We start from the raw sequence: 18,251 nt of genomic DNA on the forward strand, positions 1-18,251 counted from the left end.
GCTAAATCCTCTCCCACTCGAATGGTTCCGAAATGACCGACCAGACCACCCGCCTTCCCGTACGCCGCGCCCTGATCAGCGTCTCCGACAAGACCGGCATCGTCGAGTTCGCCCGTGAACTGGCTGCCCTTGGCGTGGAAATTCTCTCCACTGGCGGCACCTACAAGCTGCTCAAGGACAACGCCATCGCTGCCGTGGAAGTCGCCGACTACACCGGCTTCCCGGAAATGATGGACGGTCGCGTGAAGACCCTGCACCCGAAGATCCACGGCGGCATCCTCGGCCGTCGCGACCTCGATGGCGCAGTCATGGAACAACACGGCATCAAGCCGATCGACCTGGTCGCGGTCAACCTCTACCCCTTCGAAGCCACCGTCGCCAAGCCTGACTGCGACCTGCCCACCGCCATCGAGAACATCGATATCGGCGGCCCGACCATGGTCCGCAGCGCCGCGAAGAACCACAAGGACGTCGCCATCGTGGTCAACGCCAGCGACTACGCCGGCGTCCTCGAAGGCCTGAAGTCCGGCGGCCTGACCTACGCCCAGCGTTTCGACCTGGCCCTCAAGGCGTTCGAGCACACCTCCGCCTACGACGGCATGATCGCCAACTACCTGGGCACCATCGACCAGGCTCGCGACACCCTGTCCACCGAAGGCCGTGGCGCCTTCCCGCGCACCTTCAACAGCCAGTTCATCAAGGCCCAGGAAATGCGCTACGGCGAGAACCCGCACCAAAGCGCGGCGTTCTACGTGGAAGCGAAGAAGGGTGAGGCCAGCGTCTCTACCGCCGTGCAGCTGCAGGGCAAGGAACTGTCCTTCAACAACGTGGCTGACACCGACGCCGCGCTGGAGTGCGTGAAGAGCTTCGTCAAGCCGGCCTGCGTCATCGTCAAGCACGCCAACCCGTGCGGCGTGGCCGTGGTACCGGAAAACGAAGGCGGCATCCGCAAGGCCTACGACCTGGCCTATGCCACCGACACCGAATCCGCCTTTGGCGGCATCATCGCCTTCAACCGCGAGCTGGATGGCGAAACCGCCAAGGCCATCGTCGAGCGCCAGTTCGTCGAAGTCATCATCGCTCCGAAAATCTCCGCTGCCGCCCGTGAAGTGGTTGCCGCCAAGGCCAACGTGCGCCTGCTGGAATGCGGCGAATGGCCGGCCGAACGCGCCGCTGGCTGGGACTTCAAGCGGGTCAACGGTGGCCTGCTGGTGCAGAGCCGCGACATCGGCATGATCAAGGCGGAAGACCTGAAGATTGTGACCCAGCGCGCCCCGAGCGAGCAGGAAATTCACGACCTGATCTTCGCCTGGAAAGTGGCCAAGTTCGTCAAATCCAACGCCATCGTCTACGCCAAGAACCGCCAGACCGTCGGCGTCGGCGCCGGCCAGATGAGCCGCGTCAACTCCGCCCGCATCGCCGCCATCAAGGCCGAGCATGCCGGTCTCGAAGTGAAAGGTGCGGTCATGGCTTCCGATGCCTTCTTCCCCTTCCGCGATGGCATCGACAACGCAGCCAAGGCCGGCATCACCGCCGTGATCCAGCCGGGTGGCTCCATGCGTGACAACGAAGTCATCGCCGCCGCCGATGAAGCGGGCATCGCAATGGTCTTCACCGGCATGCGTCATTTCCGTCATTAAGCGGATACGGCCGCACTCGGACAGGCATCTGCGGCGTTGCCCGGCCCTTCCCCCATGCTCATTGCCAGAAGGCAACTCCGCTGGGTGAAGGTCCGGGCGCCTTGCATCTACCAGCCCGATCGCGACCTCGACTTTCGTGCATAAACGCTTTTGTAGGGTGGATAGCGCTTTTCCTATCCACCAAACGGGCCGCAGGCCCGCCTCCTTAAGGAGAATTCAATGAACGTACTCATCATCGGCAGCGGCGGTCGTGAACACGCCCTGGCCTGGAAAGTGGCCCAGGACCCGCGCGTCGCGAAGGTCTTCGTCGCCCCGGGCAACGCCGGCACCGCTACCGAAGCCAAGTGCGAGAACGTCGCCATCGACGTGCTGGCCCTGGAGCAACTGGCCGATTTCGCCGCGAAGAACGTCCAGCTGACCATCGTCGGCCCGGAAGCCCCCCTGGTTAAGGGTGTGGTCGACCTGTTCCGCATCCGCGGCCTGGACATCTTCGGCCCCACCGCCGGTGCCGCCCAGTTGGAAGGCTCCAAGGCCTTCACCAAGGACTTCCTGGCCCGCCACAAGATCCCCACCGCCGACTACCAGAACTTCACCGAAGTGGAGCCGGCCCTGGCCTACCTGCGCGAAAAAGGCGCCCCCATCGTGATCAAGGCCGACGGCCTGGCCGCGGGCAAGGGCGTGATCGTCGCGATGACCCTGGATGAAGCCGAAGCCGCCGTGCGCGACATGCTCGCCGGTAACGCCTTCGGTGACGCCGGTTCGCGCGTTGTGATCGAAGAATTCCTCGATGGCGAAGAAGCCAGCTTCATCGTCATGGTCGACGGCCAGAACGTGCTGCCCATGGCCACCAGCCAGGACCACAAGCGCGTCGGCGACGGCGACACCGGCCCCAACACCGGCGGCATGGGTGCCTACTCCCCGGCTCCGGTGGTCACTGCGGACGTGCACCAGCGTGTGATGGACGAAGTCATCTACCCGACCGTGCGCGGCATGGCCGAGGAAGGCAACGTCTACACCGGCTTCCTCTATGCCGGCCTGATGATCGACAAGAGCGGTGCGCCCAAGGTCATCGAGTTCAACTGCCGCTTCGGCGACCCGGAAACCCAGCCGATCATGGTGCGTCTGGAAAGCTCCCTGGTCCTGCTGGTGGAAGCCGCCCTGGCCAAGGCCCTGGACAAGGTCGAAGCCACCTGGGACCCGCGCCCGACCGTGGGCGTGGTACTGGCTGCCGGCGGCTACCCGGGCGACTACGCCAAGGGTGACGTCATCGAAGGCCTGGCCGATGCCGCGGCCCTGGACGGCAAGGTGTTCCATGCCGGCACCGCGCAGAAGGACGGCAACGTCGTCACCGCCGGTGGCCGCGTGCTGTGCGCCACCGCCATCGGCGCCAGCGTGTCCGACGCGCAGCAGCAGGCCTACCGCCTGGCGGAGAAGATCCGCTGGAATGGCTGCTTCTACCGCAAGGATATTGGCTACCGGGCCATTGCCCGGGAACGCGGCGAAGGGTAATAAGTCAATAGATGGTGCCAACCAGGGCGGCACGTGCCGCCTTGGTCATATTCCGCACGAGAAGGCCTTGACTATAATCCGGCCACTCACCCACGAAGGGACCTCGAACGTGCCCCGGCTCAGGATTGCCACAGGATTGATCGCCAGCCTGCTACTGGCCCTGCTGTATCTGCTGCCCGCCCAGGCGGCCGAGGAACGGCAATGGAGCATGCTGCTCGATCCCAGCTCCAACCTGCAGCTGCAGGAAGTCCGCACCCAGCAGGCCCTTTCCCAGTTCACCCCCACTGACCTCAGTCAGCTCTACACCCCCGGCGGCAACAGCGCCCTCTGGCTGCACTACAGGCTCCCGCCCAGCCAGCACGAACAACTGCTTCGCATCTTCGCGCCCTACCTGGCCTATCTCGACCTCTACGTCCTCAAGGGCGATGAACTCGTTGCCCACACCCGCACCGGCAGCCGCCTGCCCTTCAGCGAAAGACCGCTGCCCAGCCGCGACTTCCTCCTGCCGCTGCCTGTCCAGCAAGAGCCGCTGGACCTCTACATGCGCCTGGCCTCGGAACACGCCCTGCGCCCGACCGTCACCCTGCAGTCCTCGGCCATGATGGCTGCCGACGATTCCCGCCCCCTGCTGTTCGGCCTGCTGCTCGGCGGCCTGGGCATGCTGGTCTACTACAACCTGATGCGCTATGCGTACTCCCGCGCCGCCGTCAGCCTCTGGCTGGCCGCCGCGCAGGGCTGCCTGATGGTCACCTGCATCAGCCTGCTGGGCATCAGCTCACCCTGGCTGGGCGACTGGCAGAGCGCACAGCCGCAGATCGCCAACCTCTCCATGCTGATGGCGATGATCTGCGCCCTGGCCTTCACCGCGAGCTTCTTCCACAAGGTCTGCCCGAGCACACCGCTGACCGGGCTGCTGCTAGGCGAGATCGTACTGATCGCGCTGACCGCCGCGCTGCTGCTGATCGTCACCGAGCTGCAGTTCAACCAACTGGTCTATGTGCTGGCCGCCATTGCGAGCCTCAGCATGTTCGCGGTCGCCATCACCCACTGGCGCCAGGGCTACCGCCCGGCGCGGCTGTTCAGCCTGGCCCTGGGCGTGTTCTGCATTGCCATCCTCGGCGCCCTGCCGGCGCTGTTCGGCTATTGGCGCCTGCAATCCGACTGGCTGGCCTATTCGCTGCTGGCCATCTCCACCGTCAGCGGCGTCTTCCTCAGCATGGCCCTGAGCGAACGCCAGCGACGTTTGCAGAATGAAGCCTTCCGCGCCAGCCGTGCCCGTGCCGCCAGCTCCGCCGAGCTCAAGGCCAAGGGCGAATTCCTCGCCAAGATCAGCCACGAGATCCGCACACCGATGAACGGCGTGCTGGGCATGACCGAGCTGCTCCTGGGCACCCCGCTGTCGGCCAAGCAGCGCGATTACGTGCAGACTATCCACAGCTCCGGCAACGAACTGCTTACCCTGATCAACGAAATCCTCGACATCTCCAAACTGGAATCCGGCCAGATCGAGCTGGACGACGTGCAGTTCGACCTCAACGCCCTGATCGACGACTGCCTCGACATTTTCCGGGCCAAAGCCGAACAGCAGCGCGTCGAGCTCATCAGCTTCATGCAGCCCCAGGTGCCCCGCGTGATCAGCGGCGACCCCACCCGCTTGCGGCAGATCCTCCTCAGCCTGCTGGACAACGCCTTCAAGCAGACCGACGAGGGCGAAATCCTCCTGGTGGTCGCCCTGGATACCAGCGCCAGCCAGCCGCGCCTGCGAATCGCCGTACAGGACAGCGGCCGCCCCCTGGAGCCCAGCGAACGCGAAGCCCTGCTCAGCGCCGAACTGCAAAGCAGCGATTTCCTCGCCTCGTCCAAGCTCGGCGGCCGCCTTGGCCTGGTCATCGCACGCCAACTGGTGAGCCTGATGGAAGGCGAATTCGGCATCCAGAGCGGCGCAGGGCAAGGCAGTACCCTGTGGCTGACCCTGCCGCTCGACGCCCAGCATCTGGTGCGCCCCGCCGCCGACCTCGACAGCCCGCTGGAAGGCGCACGCCTGCTGGTGGTGGACGACAACGACACCTGCCGCAAAGTGCTGGTGCAGCAATGCAGCGCCTGGGGCCTGCAGGTCAGCGCCGTACCGTCCGGCAAGGAAGCACTGGCCCTGCTGCGCACCAAGGCGCACCTGCGGGAATACTTCGACGTGGTCCTTCTGGACCAGGACATGCCCGGCATGACCGGCATGCAACTGGCGGCCAAGATCAAGGAAGACCCCAGTCTCAACCACGACATCCTGATCATCATGCTCACCGGCATCAGCAACGCGCCGAGCAAGATCATCGCGCGCAATGCCGGCATCAAGCGCATCCTCGCCAAGCCGGTGGCCGGCTACACCCTGAAGACCACGCTGGCCGACGAGTTGAACCAGCGCAAGACCGGCGGTTCCATCTCCCTACCGGGCTCCCAGATCAGCGAGCCGCTGCATGTGCCCAACGACTTCCGCATCCTGGTGGCCGAAGACAACAGCATCTCCACCAAGGTCATCCGCGGCATGCTGAGCAAGCTCAACCTCGAACCGGACACCGCCAGCAACGGCGAAGAAGCCCTGAGCGCCATGAAGAACCAGCATTACGACCTGGTGCTGATGGACTGCGAAATGCCTGTGCTGGATGGCTTCACCGCCACCGAGATGCTGCGCCACTGGGAAAACCTGGAGCAGCGCCCGCGCACCCCGGTGGTGGCCCTCACCGCCCACATCCTCAGCGAACACAAGGAACGCGCCCGCCTCGCCGGCATGGACGGCCACATGGCCAAACCGGTGGAGCTGTCGCAATTGCGTGAGCTGATCGAGTACTGGGTAGCGGAGAAGGAACTGCGCGAACGGCATGCGATGCACAGCTGATCGGGCGAACGACCTGTGGGGGGCGACTTCCATCGCTGTAGGAGCGAATTCATTCGCGAAAGCAGAACGCAGTCCTGCCATTCAATTCCCTGCCGAACTCACCCACCCTCTCCCCCGGCCCCTCTCCCTGAAGAGGAGAGGGGGGACTCGCGCCGGCAAGCTCGCGCAGTACCTGTAGGGGCGAATTCATTCGCCAAGCAGGCCGCAGGCCTGCCCTTCAAACCCTACACACCCTGTGGGAGCGAATTCATTCGCGAAATCGCCCCCAGGGCCGCTACCCCCACCTCACAGCAAAGATCGGCGGCAAATGCCCCGCCACCAGCTTCCAGCTCTCCCCCTGATCCTCGGATACCCACAGGTTCCCGGTGGTGGAGCCCATCACCAGGCGCTGCCCGCTGTCATCCACCTCCAGCCCATGGCGATACACCAGGTCGTAGCAGAGGGACTGCGGCAATCCCTGCTCCAGCACCTCGAAGTGCTTGCCGCCGTCACGGGTGCGGGTGACCCGCAGGCGCTGGTCGGTCGGTACGCGGCATTCGTCCTTCACCGCTGGCACGAACCAGGCGCAGTCTGGATCGGTCGGGTGTACCGCCACGGCGAAACCGAAGGTGGACGGCCCGGCCTGCGGAACTTCTCGCCAGTTCAGTCCGCGATCGGCACTGACGAAGATGCCGTTGTGGTGCTGCACCCAGAGCCGCTGCGGGTCGCCAGGACAGGCCACCATGCGGTGCGGGTCCTGGATGTCCGGTTCTTCGGCACGTTCCGGCGGCATGTAGGCGGCGCGCATGCCACGGGTGCGGTGTTTCCAGCTGGCGCCTTCGTCCTCGCTGTGCCAGACACCACCGCAGGACACCGCCAGGGTCAGGTGCCGGCTGTCGCGCGGATCGACGCAGATGGAGTGGATGCCCGGATTGTCATAGCCCCCGCCCAACCAGTTGGTCCGCTCGGGGAGTTGCCAGAGGCTGTCCACCAGTTCCCAGGACTCGCCGTGGTCGCGGGACCTGAACAGTCCCCCGGGAATGGTTCCGGCCCAGAGGGTTCCGGGTTGGTCCGCGCCGCCCGTCTCAAGGCACCAGATCATCTCCACCGAGGGTCCATCCTCACCCTCGCCCGCCTGGGCGAAAGCCGGGGCGGCAATCTCTTCCCAACTGTTTCCCGCGTCCGCCGAACGCCACAGCTTGGGACCGAAATGGCCCAGGTGCAGCGCGGCGTAGAGGCGGCCATCACGGGGATCGGCCAGCAGCATGCTCACCGGCTCGCCAAGGAAGTCCTGGCGTGCCAAGCGCCAGCCATCGCCCTTGGGCTCGAAAAGCAGCAGGCCCTTGCGGGTCGCCACCTGGATGCATCGGCTCATGGTCCTTCTCCTTGCGCCGGCTCAGCCGCCGGACAACGCCTGGACAACGAAGATATCGCTGGACAGCCCCACGGGATCGCTGAGGCGGCGGCGGTCGCTGACTTGCTGGGCATCGACGAAGATCGCCACATGCCGGCGCAGGCGGCCCTGATCGTCCAGCAGGTAGCTGCGCAGGCGCGGGTTGGCAACGAAGGCCGCCTCGAGCGCCTCGGCCACGGAGGCGGCCGCGACGTCCAGTTCGGGGACATCGAGGTGACGCTGGAGGTTGGGGGTGAAACTCATGCGCGCCATCAACGGCTCCCTGCGCGACGAAACGACCCAGTGGGGGAAGGTATAGCCGACCCCGGTGGCGCGGTTATAGTTGTGCGCCCAATGGCAGGGCAGCCTCTACACTGATGAGCGGCCCTCGCAGTCAAGAATGGATGCCCCCATGCTCGAAAGCCTTTCCAGCCTGTACCTGAAGATGCTGGTGCTCTACAGCCCCTTCTTCGTGCTCTCCTGCTTCATCGGCCTGACCCGTGGCTACACGGTGAAGGAGCGCAAGAAGCTCGCCTGGAAAGTCGCCCTCGGCACCTTGGTGGCCAGCGCCCTGCTCTACCTGTTCGGCCAGACCATCTTCAACGTCTTCGGCATCACCATCGATGCCTTCCGTATCGGCGCCGGGACCGTGCTGTTCATCTCCGCGCTCGGTATGGCCCAGGGCAAACCGGCGGTGCAGGCGGACAACGTGCAGCAGGACGTCACCATAGTGCCGCTGACCATCCCGCTCACCGTCGGCCCCGGCACCATCGGCGCCATGCTGGTGATGGGCGCGGGCCATGTGGAATGGGACGACAAGCTCACCGCGCTGTTCGCCATCGCCATAGCCAGTGCCACCGTGGGCGCCATCCTCTACCTCTCCGACCGCATCGAGCGCATCCTCGGCGACCAGGGTCTGCAGATCGTCAGCCGTCTCATGGGCCTGTTCGTCTGCGCCCTGGCCGCGCAAATCATCTTCACCGGGGTGAAGAATTACCTGGTGCTGTAGGAAGCTGGCCTGGGCCTGCGAAGCCCAATACGCGGCGTTGGGCTTCGCTCCGCTCTGCACCAACCTACGTCCCGATCCCCTGCCCATGCCCCGGCACGGTGCGCATCGAGGCGCACGGAGAACATCACGAATAAGCCCTGAGCCCAGCAATGGCGGGGCTTTCCCTGATCTGGCACCACCCTTGCTCAAGGGAATTCCAACTTGGATACAAGACGGAACTCCAGAGCATGTCCGACGCCCCTCTCGCCTTCACCCTCGCCGACTGGCAACAGGTCTATCGCGACCAGCTGCAACCGGTCGACCTGCTGCGCGCCCTGCGCCAGCGACTCTCCGCCGACGACTACGCGTGGATCAGCCTGGCCAGCGCCGAACAGCTCGATGCCCAGCTCGCCGAACTGGCCGCCCTGCTGGATGCCACCAACGGCCAGCAGGAGCACCTGCCGCTCTACGGCGTGCCCTTCGCCATCAAGGACAACATCGATGCCGCCGGCTGGACCACCACCGCCGCCTGCCCGGCGTTCGCTTATGAAGCCGCCGAAGACGCCAGCGTGGTTGCCCGACTGCGCGCCGCCGGTGCCATCCTCATTGGCAAGACCAACCTCGACCAGTTCGCCACCGGCCTGGTGGGCACCCGTTCCCCTTACGGTGCCGTACCCAACGCCTTCGATCCGGACTACGTCAGCGGCGGCTCCAGTTCAGGCTCCGCCTCCGTCGTCGCCCGTGGCCTGGTGCCCTTCGCCCTCGGCACCGATACCGCCGGCTCCGGCCGCGTGCCAGCCGGCTTCAACAACATCGTCGGGCTGAAGCCCACCCGGGGCTGGCTGTCCAATACCGGCCTGGTGCCGGCCTGCCGCACCCTCGACTGCATCTCGGTATTCGCCCTGACCGTGGCCGACGCCGAGACGGTGGCGCGCATCGGCGGCGGCTACGATGCCCGCGATCCTTATTCCCGACAGAATCCCAACAGTGCCGCGGTCGGCATGGCCGCCACGCCTAAACTGGCGGTGCCAGACACCCTGGAGTTCTTCGGCGACGATCAGACCCGCGCGGTCTTCGAGTCCGCGCTGGACAAGCTCCGCGCGCTCGGCGCCGAGATCGCCCCGATCGACTTCAGCCCCTTCCGCCAATTGGCGGCGCAGCTCTACCTGGGCCCCTGGGTGGCAGAGCGCACCGTGGCGGCCGGCACCATCTTCAGCGACCAGCCCGAAGCCATGGACCCAGTGGTGCGCGGCATCCTGGAAAACGGCCTGAACTACAGCGCCTCCGACGCCTACCGTGCCGAATACCTGCGCGCCGAACTGGCACGACGGATCAACGACGCCCTGGAACCTTTCGACGCCCTGGTGGTGCCCACCTCGCCGACCATCCGCCGCATCGCCGAAATGGCCCAGGAACCGGTGCTGTTCAACGCCCAGTTCGGCACCTACACCAACTTCACCAACTTCGCCGACCTCAGTGCCCTGGCCCTGCCCGCCGGCATGCGTGCCGACGGCCTGCCCGCCGGGATCACCCTGCTCGCACCGGCCTGGCACGACGCCGCCCTGGCCGACTTCGGCAAACGCTGGCAAGCCAGCCTCGGCCTGCCGCTGGGCGCCACCGGCCGCGCGCTACCGCCCCAACCAGCGTCCGCGCAGGCGCCGGGTTGCGTACGTGTCGCGGTGGTCGGCGCGCACCTCACTGGCATGCCGCTGAACGTCCAGCTCACCCGCCGCAATGCCGTGCTGGTGGAAGAAACCCGCACCGCTTCCGACTACCGCCTGTTCGCCCTGCCCGGCACTGTGCTGCCCAAGCCGGGCCTGGCCCGCAGCCAGGATGGCGCCGCGCTGGTCGTCGAGCTCTGGGACATACCACTGGCACGCTTCGGCGAGTTCGTCGCCGAAATCCCGCCGCCGCTGGGCATCGGCAACCTGCAACTGGAGGACGGCCGCTGGGTGAAGGGCTTCATCTGCGAGCCCTACGCACTGGAAGGTGCCCGCGACATCACCGGCTTCGGTGGCTGGCGTGCATTCATCACCAGCCAGCAGCGCTGACCATGCAACTCGCCAGCACCAGCAATGGGCGCACGGAGCGCCCCGACAGCCTCGCCGGACGCATCTACGCCCGGCTCAAGGAGGACATCAGCGAGTTCCGCCTGCTGCCCGGCGACCGCTTCAGCGAGGGCGACGTGGCCGAGCGCATGGACGCCAGCCGCACACCAGTGCGCCAAGCCCTGCACCGCCTGGAACGCGAGGGCTACCTGGAGGTGCGCTTTCGCAGCGGCTGGCAGGTGAAGGCCTTCGACTTCGATCACTTCGAGGAGCTTTACGAGCTGCGCATCGTCCTCGAGCTGGAGGCGGTGCGTCGCCACTGTGCCCGCCCCACCGAGGAGCAACCCGAGGCACTGCAACGGCTCGGTCGCACCTGGATGGTGCAACCGCGATTGGAAGACGGCTTCGAGGTGTCGCGCCTGGACGAGGAATTCCATTGCCAGTTGGTGGAAGCTGCAGGCAATCGCGAGATGGCCCGCATCCACCGCGAGGTCAGCGAAAAGATCCGCATCATCCGCCGCCTGGACTTCACCCAGGCACCGCGCATCGACGCCACCTACGCCGAACACACGGCGATTCTCCAGGCCATTGCCGGTCGTCGCTGCGAAGAGGCACAGCAATTGCTGAGAACACACATCGAAACCAGCAAGGCCGAAGTACGCAAGATCACCCTGCACATGTTGCACAGCGCTCGGCAAACGCCGCAGCCCGCCCAAGGGTGACGAGGAAGCCCCTTTGAATACTGCCCGGACAACAGCCCCATAAACGCAGTCATTTCAAAAACTTGGATAAGAACGGAGATCGACCCATGCAACGTCGCAGCCTGATCAAGGCGTTCACCCTTTCCGCATCCATCGCCGCCATGGGCATGTCCTGGACCCTCCAGGCAGCCGAGACCATCAAGGTCGGCATCCTGCACTCGCTCTCCGGCACCATGGCGATCTCCGAGACCTCGCTGAAGGACATGGCGCTGATGACCATCGACGAGATCAACGCCAAGGGCGGCGTGAACGGCAAGCAGCTTGAACCGGTGGTGGTGGACCCGGCCTCCAACTGGCCGCTGTTCGCCGAGAAGGCCCGCCAGCTGTTGACCAAGGACAAGGTGGATGTGGTCTTCGGCTGTTGGACCTCGGTGTCGCGCAAATCCGTGCTGCCGGTCTTCGAGGAACTCAACGGCCTGCTCTTCTACCCGGTGCAGTACGAGGGTGAAGAACTCTCCCCCAACGTCTTCTACACCGGCGCCGCGCCGAACCAGCAGGCCATCCCGGCCGTCGAGTACCTGATGAGCGAAGACGGCGGCAACGCCAAGCGCTTCTTCCTGCTGGGCACCGACTACGTCTACCCGCGCACCACCAACAAGATCCTGCGTAGCTTCCTGCACAGCAAGGGCATCGCCGACAAGGACATCGAAGAGGTCTACACCCCCTTCGGCCACAGCGACTACCAAACCATCGTCGCCAACATCAAGAAGTTCTCCGCTGGCGGCAAGACTGCAGTGATCTCCACCGTCAACGGCGACTCCAATGTGCCCTTCTACAAGGAACTGGCCAACCAGGGCCTGGAAGCCACCGACGTCCCAGTGGTGGCCTTCTCGGTGGGCGAGGAAGAACTGCGCGGCATCGACACCAAGCCGCTGGTGGGCCACCTGGCCGCCTGGAACTACTTCGAGTCCGTGGATAACCCGGTCAACGGCAAATTCGTCGAGCAGTGGAAGGCCTACGCCAAGGCCAAGAACCTGCCCAACTACCAGACCGCAGTGACCAACGACCCGATGGAAGCCACCTACGTGGGCATCCACATGTGGGCCCAGGCCGTCGAGAAAGCCGGTACCACCGATGTGGACAAGGTCCGCGAGGCCCTCGCCGGCCAGTCCTTCGCCGCGCCGTCCGGCTACACCCTGACCATGGACAAGACCAACCACCACCTGCACAAGCCAGTGATGATCGGCGAGATCCAGGAAGACGGTCAGTTCTCTGTGGTCTGGCAGACCGAAGGCCCGCTGCGCGCCCAGCCCTGGAGCCCCTTCATTCCTGGCAATGACAAGAAACCGGATTACGCGGTGAAGACGAACTGACCGACCTCCCCTCTCCCGCTTGCGGGGCGAGCAGGCGCGCTGTTGGAAGCATCGCTTCCTGCGCCTGCGAGCGCCCAAACGCTCTGCGTTTGGGCCGGACCGCGAAGCGGGGGGCCGGGGGAGAGGGCCGTTCCGAGCGCACCCTCTCCCCAACCCTCTCCCTGAAGGGAGAGGGGGCTAACGGTGCCACGAAGGAATCCCTCATGTCCGCCGCCCTATCCCGAATCCTCCTCGCCCTGGCCCTGCTGCTTCCCCTCGAAGCACTGGCCGGCGACGCCAACGACTTCGCCGCGGCCAACCCGGCGCAGCAGGCGAAACTGCTGGAGCAATGGGCCGCCGAGCCCGACGCCGCGCGCCAGCCGCTGCTGGACGCCCTGCAGCAGGGCCGCGTCGCCATTGACGCGAAACAGGCCTTCATCGAACAGGACGGCGCCTTCATCGCCGCCGAAGGTGACGCCGCTCCAGCCGGTGCGCCGAAGAAACTGCGCCTGAATAACCGACTGCGCGGCCTCTTGATCACCGCCCAGGCCAGCCACCAGTTGCTCGCCGCCGAACCCGCCGCGCGCCTGGAGGCCGCTCGCCAGCTGCAGAAGAGCGCCAAGCCCGCGCAACTGCCGTTGCTCAACCAGCGCATGCTGGCCGAAGAGGATACCGGCGTGCGCGACGCCATCAGCCTCGCCCTGGCCAAGCTGCAACTGGTCGACCCGGACCCGGCCATCCGCCTCAACGCCGTGCGCCTGCTTGGCGAAACCGGCGACCCGCTGGCCCGCACCCGCCTCGAAACCCTGCTCGACCCAAGCGTGGAAACCGATGCCGGCGTGCGCATCGCCGCCGAAACCAGCCTGGCCCAGGTCAAGCGCCGGCTGCTGGTGGGCGAACTGCTCGGTCAGGCCTTCAGCGGCCTGTCGCTGGGCTCCATCCTGCTGCTCGCGGCCCTGGGCCTAGCCATCACCTTCGGCCTGCTCGGGGTGATCAACATGGCCCACGGCGAGATGCTGATGCTCGGCGCCTACACCACCTACATGGTGCAACTCGGCTTCCAGCGCCTGGCGCCGGAGCTGCTCGCCCTCTATCCGCTGGTGGCGCTGCCGGTGGCCTTCTGCGTCACCGCCCTGATGGGCATGGCCCTGGAGCGCACGGTGATCCGCCACCTCTACGGCCGCCCCCTGGAAACCCTGCTCGCCACCTGGGGCATCAGCCTGATCCTGATCCAGCTGGTACGGGTGCTCTTCGGCGCACAGAACGTCGAGGTGGCCAACCCCGCCTGGCTCTCCGGGGGGATGCAGGTGCTGCCCAACCTGGTGCTGCCCTACAACCGCATCGTCATCATCGGCTTCGCCCTGTTCGTGGTGGCGCTGACCTGGCTGCTGCTGAACAAGACCCGCCTTGGCCTCAACGTCCGCGCCGTCACCCAGAACCGCAACATGGCCGCCTGCTGCGGCGTGCCCACCGGCCGCGTGGACATGTTCGCCTTCGGCCTGGGCTCCGGCATCGCAGGCCTCGGTGGCGTCGCCCTGTCGCAGATCGGCAACGTCGGCCCCGACCTTGGCCAGGGCTACATCATCGACTCGTTCCTGGTGGTGGTACTGGGCGGCGTCGGCCAGCTCGCCGGTAGCGTCATGGCCGCCTTCGGCCTGGGCGTGGCGAACAAGATCCTCGAACCGCAGATTGGCGCCGTGCTGGGCAAGATCCTGATCCTGGCGCTGATCATCCTCTTCATCCAGAAGCGGCCCCAAGGGCTCTTCGCATTAAAAGGCAGGGTGATCGACTGATGACTCAACCACTCAACCGGACCCTGCTCGCCCGCGCCACGGCCACCCTTGGCCCACGCGTGTCGCTGGCCATCGGCGTCGCGGTACTTGCCGTCCTGCTGGCCCTGCCGATTCTGCACCTGCTGCCGGCGGACAACCCGCTGCAGGTCTCGGCCTATACGCTGACGCTGGTGGGCAAGATCCTCTGCTACGCCATAGTCGCCCTTGCCCTGGACCTGGTCTGGGGCTACGCGGGGCTGCTGTCTCTCGGTCATGGATTGTTCTTCGCCCTGGGCGGCTATGCCATGGGCATGTACCTGATGCGCGAAGCGGCCGGCGATGGCCTGCCGGCCTTCATGAGCTTCCTCGCCTGGACCGAGCTGCCCTGGTACTGGGCCGGTACCCAGCACTTCCTCTGGGCCTTGTGCCTGGTGGTGCTGGCGCCCGGCCTGCTGGCGCTGGTGTTCGGCTTCTTCGCCTTCCGCTCGCGCATCAAGGGCGTGTACTTCTCGATCATGACCCAGGCGCTGACCTTCGCCGGCATGCTGCTGTTCTTCCGCAACGAAACCGGCTTTGGCGGCAACAACGGCTTCACCGACTTCAAGCGCATCCTCGGATTCGACGTCACCGCGCCGGGCACCCGCGCGGTGCTGTTCCTGGCCACAGTGGCGCTGCTGGTGGGCAGCCTGCTGCTCGGCTGGCGCCTGGCCCGGAGCAAGTTCGGCCGCGTGCTCACGGCCCTGCGCGACGCCGAGAACCGCCTGATGTTCTGCGGCTACGACCCGCGCGGCTACAAGCTGTTCATCTGGGTGCTGTCAGCGGTGCTCTGCGGCCTGGCCGGTGCGCTCTACGTACCCCAGGTGGGCATCATCAACCCCAGCGAGATGTCACCCACCAACTCCATCGAAGCAGCCGTGTGGGTAGCCCTCGGCGGCCGCGGCTCGCTGATCGGCCCGCTGCTCGGCGCGGGCCTGGTCAACGGCATGAAGAGCTGGTTCACCGTGGCCTTCCCGGAGTACTGGCTGTTCTTCCTCGGCGCCCTGTTCATCCTCGTCACGCTCTATCTGCCAAAGGGCGTGATCGGCCTGGTGAAGCGGGGGGACAAGTAAATGCGTGCAGCCCCGGTACCCGAACTCATGCTCGAACCCGCCTTCGATCCCAACCGCGACGCCGGCAGCGGCCGCGACTCGCTGGGCCTCGGCCGTGTCGCCGGCCAGGGCCTGGACGTGCGCCACGGCACCATCCTCACCCTGGAAGACATCAGCGTCAGCTTCGACGGCTTCAAGGCGCTGCGCGACCTCAACCTCTACATCGGCGTCGGCGAGCTGCGCTGCATCATCGGCCCCAACGGCGCGGGCAAGACCACGCTGATGGATGTGATCACCGGCAAGACCCGTCCCGACACCGGCAAGGCCTGGTTCGGCGAAACACTCGACCTCACCCGCCTGAGCGAAGTGGAAATCGCCCAGGCCGGTATCGGCCGCAAGTTCCAGAAACCCACCGTGTTCGAGGCGCTCTCGGTGTTCGAGAACCTGGAGCTGGCGCAGAAGACCGACAAATCCGTCTGGGCCAGCCTGCGAGCCAAGCTCACCGGCGAGCAGAAGGACCGCATCGACGAAGTGCTCGCGGTGATCCGCCTGGACGCCTCGCGCAATCGCCCGGCGGGCCTGCTTTCCCATGGCCAGAAGCAGTTCCTCGAGATCGGCATGCTGCTGATGCAGGACCCGCAGTTGCTGCTGCTCGACGAACCGGTGGCCGGCATGACCGACGCCGAAACCGAATTCACCGCCGAGCTGTTCAAGAGCCTCGCCGGCCAGCATTCGCTGATGGTGGTGGAGCACGACATGGGCTTTGTCGGCAGCATCGCCGACCACGTCACCGTGCTGCACCAGGGCCATGTGCTGGCCGAAGGCTCGCTGGCCGACGTGCAGGCCAATGAGCAAGTGATCGAGGTCTACCTCGGCCGCTGAAAGACGGTGCGCACGGCGCACCCTACCTGGCGCGGCGTCTCTCGTAGGGTGCGCCGCGCGCACCGAATTGCACTGCAAGGCAACAAGGACATCGACATGCTGACAGTCGACAAGCTCCACCAGTACTACGGCGGCAGCCACATCCTTCGCGGTCTGTCGTTCGACGTGAAGATCGGCGAAGTGACCTGCCTGCTCGGGCGCAACGGTGTCGGCAAGACCACCCTGCTCAAGTGCCTGATGGGCCTGATTCCAGCCAAGGAAGGCGCGGTGAACTGGGAAGGCCGCACCATCACCGGCTTCAAGCCGCACCAGCGGGTGCATGCCGGCATCGCCTACGTGCCCCAGGGCCGCGAGATATTTCCGCGCCTGACGGTGGAAGAGAACCTGCTGATGGGGCTGTCACGCTTCAGCGCGAAAGACGCCAAGGCCGTGCCGGAGTCCATCTACGAACTCTTCCCCGTGCTGCGCGAAATGAAGCATCGCCGCGGCGGCGACCTCTCCGGTGGCCAGCAACAGCAACTCGCCATTGGCCGCGCCCTGGCCAGTCAGCCACGACTGCTGATCCTCGACGAGCCCACCGAAGGCATCCAACCCTCGGTGATCAAGGAGATCGGCGCGGTGATCCGCAAACTCGCCGAGCGCGGCGACATGGCCATCCTGCTGGTGGAGCAGTTCTACGACTTCGCCGCTGAACTGGCCGACCAGTACCTGGTGATGAGCCGGGGCGAAATCATCCAGCAGGGTCGGGGCGAGAACATGGAAGCCGAAGGCGTGCGCGGCCTGGTGACCATATGATGTCCCCGTACCCATGCACCGCGCGGGTTACGCCGCTTCGCGGCTAACCCACCCTTGTAGAACAACTCATGAACGCACCTGCCGACACTGCCCTCTTCACCCCCAGCTGGCACGCCGAGCTGGAGCTGGCCTACGCCCTCGATGGCGCCACCACACGCCCCGTGCAGCGACGCCACAAGGGCCCGCTGCGGGTACAGAAACACCTGCACGCCGAAGGCCCCGAGGTGTGCCAGCACATCATCGTCCACCCGCCCGGCGGCATTGCCGGCGGCGACCGTCTCGACCTGACCGCCCGCGTTGGCAAAGGCGCCTGGACGCAGCTCACCAGCCCCGGCGCGGCCAAGTGGTATCGCGCCGCCAGCCCGGCCTTCCAGGAGGTCGCGCTCAGCATCGAAGCCGGAGCCACCCTGGAATGGCTGCCCCAGGAAACCATCGTCTTCTCCGGCGCCCGCGCCGAACTGACCACCCACATCGAGCTGGTCGGCGACGCCCGCCTGTTCTATTGGGACATGGTCGCCCTCGGCCGCCCCGCCGCCGGCGAACGCTTCACCGAAGGACACTTCCAGGCGCATCTGGATATCCGCCGCAATGGCACGCTGATCTGGCACGAACGCCAGCGCGTCGAAGGTGGCGATGGCCTGCTCGACTCTCCCATCGGCCTCGCCGGCCAGCCAGTGTTCGCCACCCTGATCGCCACCGGCGAGATCGACGCTGAACTGCTCGAACGCTGCCGTGACTTGGCCTGTGCCGGGCGCGGTGACCTGACCCAACTGCCCGGCCTGCTGGTGGCCCGCTGCCTCGCCGCCGAGGCGCTGCACGCCCGCGCCTGGCTGATCGACCTCTGGCGCCTGTTGCGCCCTGCCTTGCTCGGCCGCGAGGCCGTTGCACCCCGTATCTGGAGCACCTGATGGATCTCACACCCCGCGAAAAAGACAAGCTGCTGATCTTCACCGCAGGCCTGGTGGCTGAACGGCGCCTCGCCCGTGGCGTCAAGCTCAACTACCCGGAGGCCGTGGCCTTCATTTCCGCCGCCCTGCTGGAAGGCGCCCGCGACGGCCAGACCGTGGCCGAGCTGATGCATTTCGGCACCACGCTGCTCACTCGCGACCAGGTGATGGAGGGCGTGCCGGAAATGATTCCGGAGATCCAGATCGAAGCCACTTTCCCGGACGGTACGAAACTGGTGACCGTCCACCAGCCGATTGCGTGACCACTGC

Annotated in this window: 15 protein-coding genes; 13 read left to right on the forward strand and 2 right to left on the reverse strand. The window is 66.0% G+C overall.

Going from position 1 to position 18,251, the window contains the following annotated elements; genetic code table 11:
- Positions 1 to 32: 32 nt before the first annotated feature.
- From purH to THL1_RS25505, 3 genes are all read left to right on the forward strand, one after another.
- Positions 33 to 1,640, forward strand: a complete 1,608-nt coding sequence (gene purH, locus THL1_RS25495; protein WP_069085844.1) for a bifunctional phosphoribosylaminoimidazolecarboxamide formyltransferase/IMP cyclohydrolase — start codon at positions 33 to 35, stop codon at positions 1,638 to 1,640.
- A 219-nt stretch (positions 1,641 to 1,859) separates the two neighbouring features.
- Positions 1,860 to 3,149 carry a phosphoribosylamine--glycine ligase gene (gene purD, locus THL1_RS25500; RefSeq protein WP_069085845.1) on the forward strand — a complete coding sequence of 430 codons (1,290 nt, stop codon included), beginning with the start codon at positions 1,860 to 1,862 and terminating at the stop codon, positions 3,147 to 3,149.
- Positions 3,150 to 3,285: 136 nt separating this feature from the next.
- The gene (locus THL1_RS25505) at positions 3,286 to 6,036 is read left to right on the forward strand and encodes a hybrid sensor histidine kinase/response regulator (RefSeq protein WP_083246012.1); all 2,751 of its coding nucleotides are present in this window, start codon (positions 3,286 to 3,288) and stop codon (positions 6,034 to 6,036) included.
- Positions 6,037 to 6,310: 274 nt separating this feature from the next.
- On the opposite strand, the gene THL1_RS25510 is transcribed toward THL1_RS25505, so the two are convergent.
- Positions 6,311 to 7,390, reverse strand: coding sequence for a WD40/YVTN/BNR-like repeat-containing protein (locus tag THL1_RS25510; protein WP_069085847.1), 1,080 nt, complete (start codon positions 7,388 to 7,390; stop codon positions 6,311 to 6,313).
- A 21-nt stretch (positions 7,391 to 7,411) separates the two neighbouring features.
- Positions 7,412 to 7,681 (reverse strand): thiamine biosynthesis protein ThiS, encoded by a 270-nt coding sequence (locus tag THL1_RS25515; protein WP_069085848.1) that lies wholly within the window; start codon positions 7,679 to 7,681, stop codon positions 7,412 to 7,414.
- A gap of 139 nt (positions 7,682 to 7,820) precedes the next feature.
- Between THL1_RS25515 and THL1_RS25520 the strand changes: the two genes are divergently transcribed.
- From THL1_RS25520 to ureA, 10 genes are all read left to right on the forward strand, one after another.
- The gene (locus tag THL1_RS25520; protein ID WP_069085849.1) at positions 7,821 to 8,417 is read left to right on the forward strand and encodes a MarC family protein; all 597 of its coding nucleotides are present in this window, start codon (positions 7,821 to 7,823) and stop codon (positions 8,415 to 8,417) included.
- 227 nt (positions 8,418 to 8,644) lie between these two features.
- On the forward strand, positions 8,645 to 10,447 hold the full coding sequence (gene atzF, locus THL1_RS25525) for an allophanate hydrolase (protein WP_069085850.1): 1,803 nt from the start codon (positions 8,645 to 8,647) through the stop codon (positions 10,445 to 10,447).
- A 2-nt stretch (positions 10,448 to 10,449) separates the two neighbouring features.
- Positions 10,450 to 11,166, forward strand: a complete 717-nt coding sequence (locus THL1_RS25530; protein ID WP_069085851.1) for a GntR family transcriptional regulator — start codon at positions 10,450 to 10,452, stop codon at positions 11,164 to 11,166.
- A gap of 86 nt (positions 11,167 to 11,252) precedes the next feature.
- A complete protein-coding gene (gene urtA / locus THL1_RS25535; RefSeq protein ID WP_069085852.1) occupies positions 11,253 to 12,518 on the forward strand; it encodes an urea ABC transporter substrate-binding protein in 1,266 nt (421 codons plus the stop codon).
- Between the two features lie 203 nt (positions 12,519 to 12,721).
- Positions 12,722 to 14,290 carry an urea ABC transporter permease subunit UrtB gene (gene urtB / locus THL1_RS25540; RefSeq protein ID WP_069085853.1) on the forward strand — a complete coding sequence of 523 codons (1,569 nt, stop codon included), beginning with the start codon at positions 12,722 to 12,724 and terminating at the stop codon, positions 14,288 to 14,290.
- A complete protein-coding gene (gene urtC / locus THL1_RS25545) occupies positions 14,290 to 15,378 on the forward strand; it encodes an urea ABC transporter permease subunit UrtC (RefSeq protein ID WP_069085854.1) in 1,089 nt (362 codons plus the stop codon). The genes urtB and urtC overlap by 1 nt, the downstream gene beginning before the upstream one ends.
- Positions 15,379 to 16,239 carry an urea ABC transporter ATP-binding protein UrtD gene (gene urtD, locus THL1_RS25550; protein WP_069085855.1) on the forward strand — a complete coding sequence of 287 codons (861 nt, stop codon included), beginning with the start codon at positions 15,379 to 15,381 and terminating at the stop codon, positions 16,237 to 16,239.
- Between the two features lie 96 nt (positions 16,240 to 16,335).
- Entirely contained in the window at positions 16,336 to 17,034 is a 699-nt protein-coding gene (gene urtE / locus THL1_RS25555; RefSeq protein WP_069085856.1) for an urea ABC transporter ATP-binding subunit UrtE, read from the forward strand.
- Between the two features lie 68 nt (positions 17,035 to 17,102).
- Positions 17,103 to 17,942 (forward strand): urease accessory protein UreD, encoded by an 840-nt coding sequence (locus tag THL1_RS25560; RefSeq protein WP_069085857.1) that lies wholly within the window; start codon positions 17,103 to 17,105, stop codon positions 17,940 to 17,942.
- Entirely contained in the window at positions 17,942 to 18,244 is a 303-nt protein-coding gene (gene ureA, locus THL1_RS25565; protein WP_069085858.1) for an urease subunit gamma, read from the forward strand. The genes THL1_RS25560 and ureA overlap by 1 nt, the downstream gene beginning before the upstream one ends.
- The last annotated feature ends 7 nt before the right edge of the window (positions 18,245 to 18,251 follow it).

This window comes from Pseudomonas sp. TCU-HL1 (assembly GCF_001708505.1).
Lineage (GTDB): Bacteria > Pseudomonadota > Gammaproteobacteria > Pseudomonadales > Pseudomonadaceae > Metapseudomonas.

Excerpts from the sequence above, each read along its gene's own strand:
- ureA (WP_069085858.1), top strand. The coding sequence starts at position 17,942 with ATGGATCTCACACCCCGCGAAAAAGACAAGCTGCTGATCTTCACCGCA.
- THL1_RS25530 (WP_069085851.1), top strand. The coding sequence starts at position 10,450 with ATGCAACTCGCCAGCACCAGCAATGGGCGCACGGAGCGCCCCGACAGC.
- urtB (WP_069085853.1), top strand. The coding sequence starts at position 12,722 with ATGTCCGCCGCCCTATCCCGAATCCTCCTCGCCCTGGCCCTGCTGCTT.
- urtD (WP_069085855.1), top strand. The coding sequence starts at position 15,379 with ATGCGTGCAGCCCCGGTACCCGAACTCATGCTCGAACCCGCCTTCGAT.
- THL1_RS25510 (WP_069085847.1), bottom strand. The coding sequence starts at position 7,390 with ATGAGCCGATGCATCCAGGTGGCGACCCGCAAGGGCCTGCTGCTTTTC.
- THL1_RS25560 (WP_069085857.1), top strand. The coding sequence starts at position 17,103 with ATGAACGCACCTGCCGACACTGCCCTCTTCACCCCCAGCTGGCACGCC.
- urtA (WP_069085852.1), top strand. The coding sequence starts at position 11,253 with ATGCAACGTCGCAGCCTGATCAAGGCGTTCACCCTTTCCGCATCCATC.
- purH (WP_069085844.1), top strand. The coding sequence starts at position 33 with ATGACCGACCAGACCACCCGCCTTCCCGTACGCCGCGCCCTGATCAGC.
- purD (WP_069085845.1), top strand. The coding sequence starts at position 1,860 with ATGAACGTACTCATCATCGGCAGCGGCGGTCGTGAACACGCCCTGGCC.
- atzF (WP_069085850.1), top strand. The coding sequence starts at position 8,645 with ATGTCCGACGCCCCTCTCGCCTTCACCCTCGCCGACTGGCAACAGGTC.
- THL1_RS25520 (WP_069085849.1), top strand. The coding sequence starts at position 7,821 with ATGCTCGAAAGCCTTTCCAGCCTGTACCTGAAGATGCTGGTGCTCTAC.
- urtC (WP_069085854.1), top strand. The coding sequence starts at position 14,290 with ATGACTCAACCACTCAACCGGACCCTGCTCGCCCGCGCCACGGCCACC.
- urtE (WP_069085856.1), top strand. The coding sequence starts at position 16,336 with ATGCTGACAGTCGACAAGCTCCACCAGTACTACGGCGGCAGCCACATC.
- THL1_RS25515 (WP_069085848.1), bottom strand. The coding sequence starts at position 7,681 with ATGGCGCGCATGAGTTTCACCCCCAACCTCCAGCGTCACCTCGATGTC.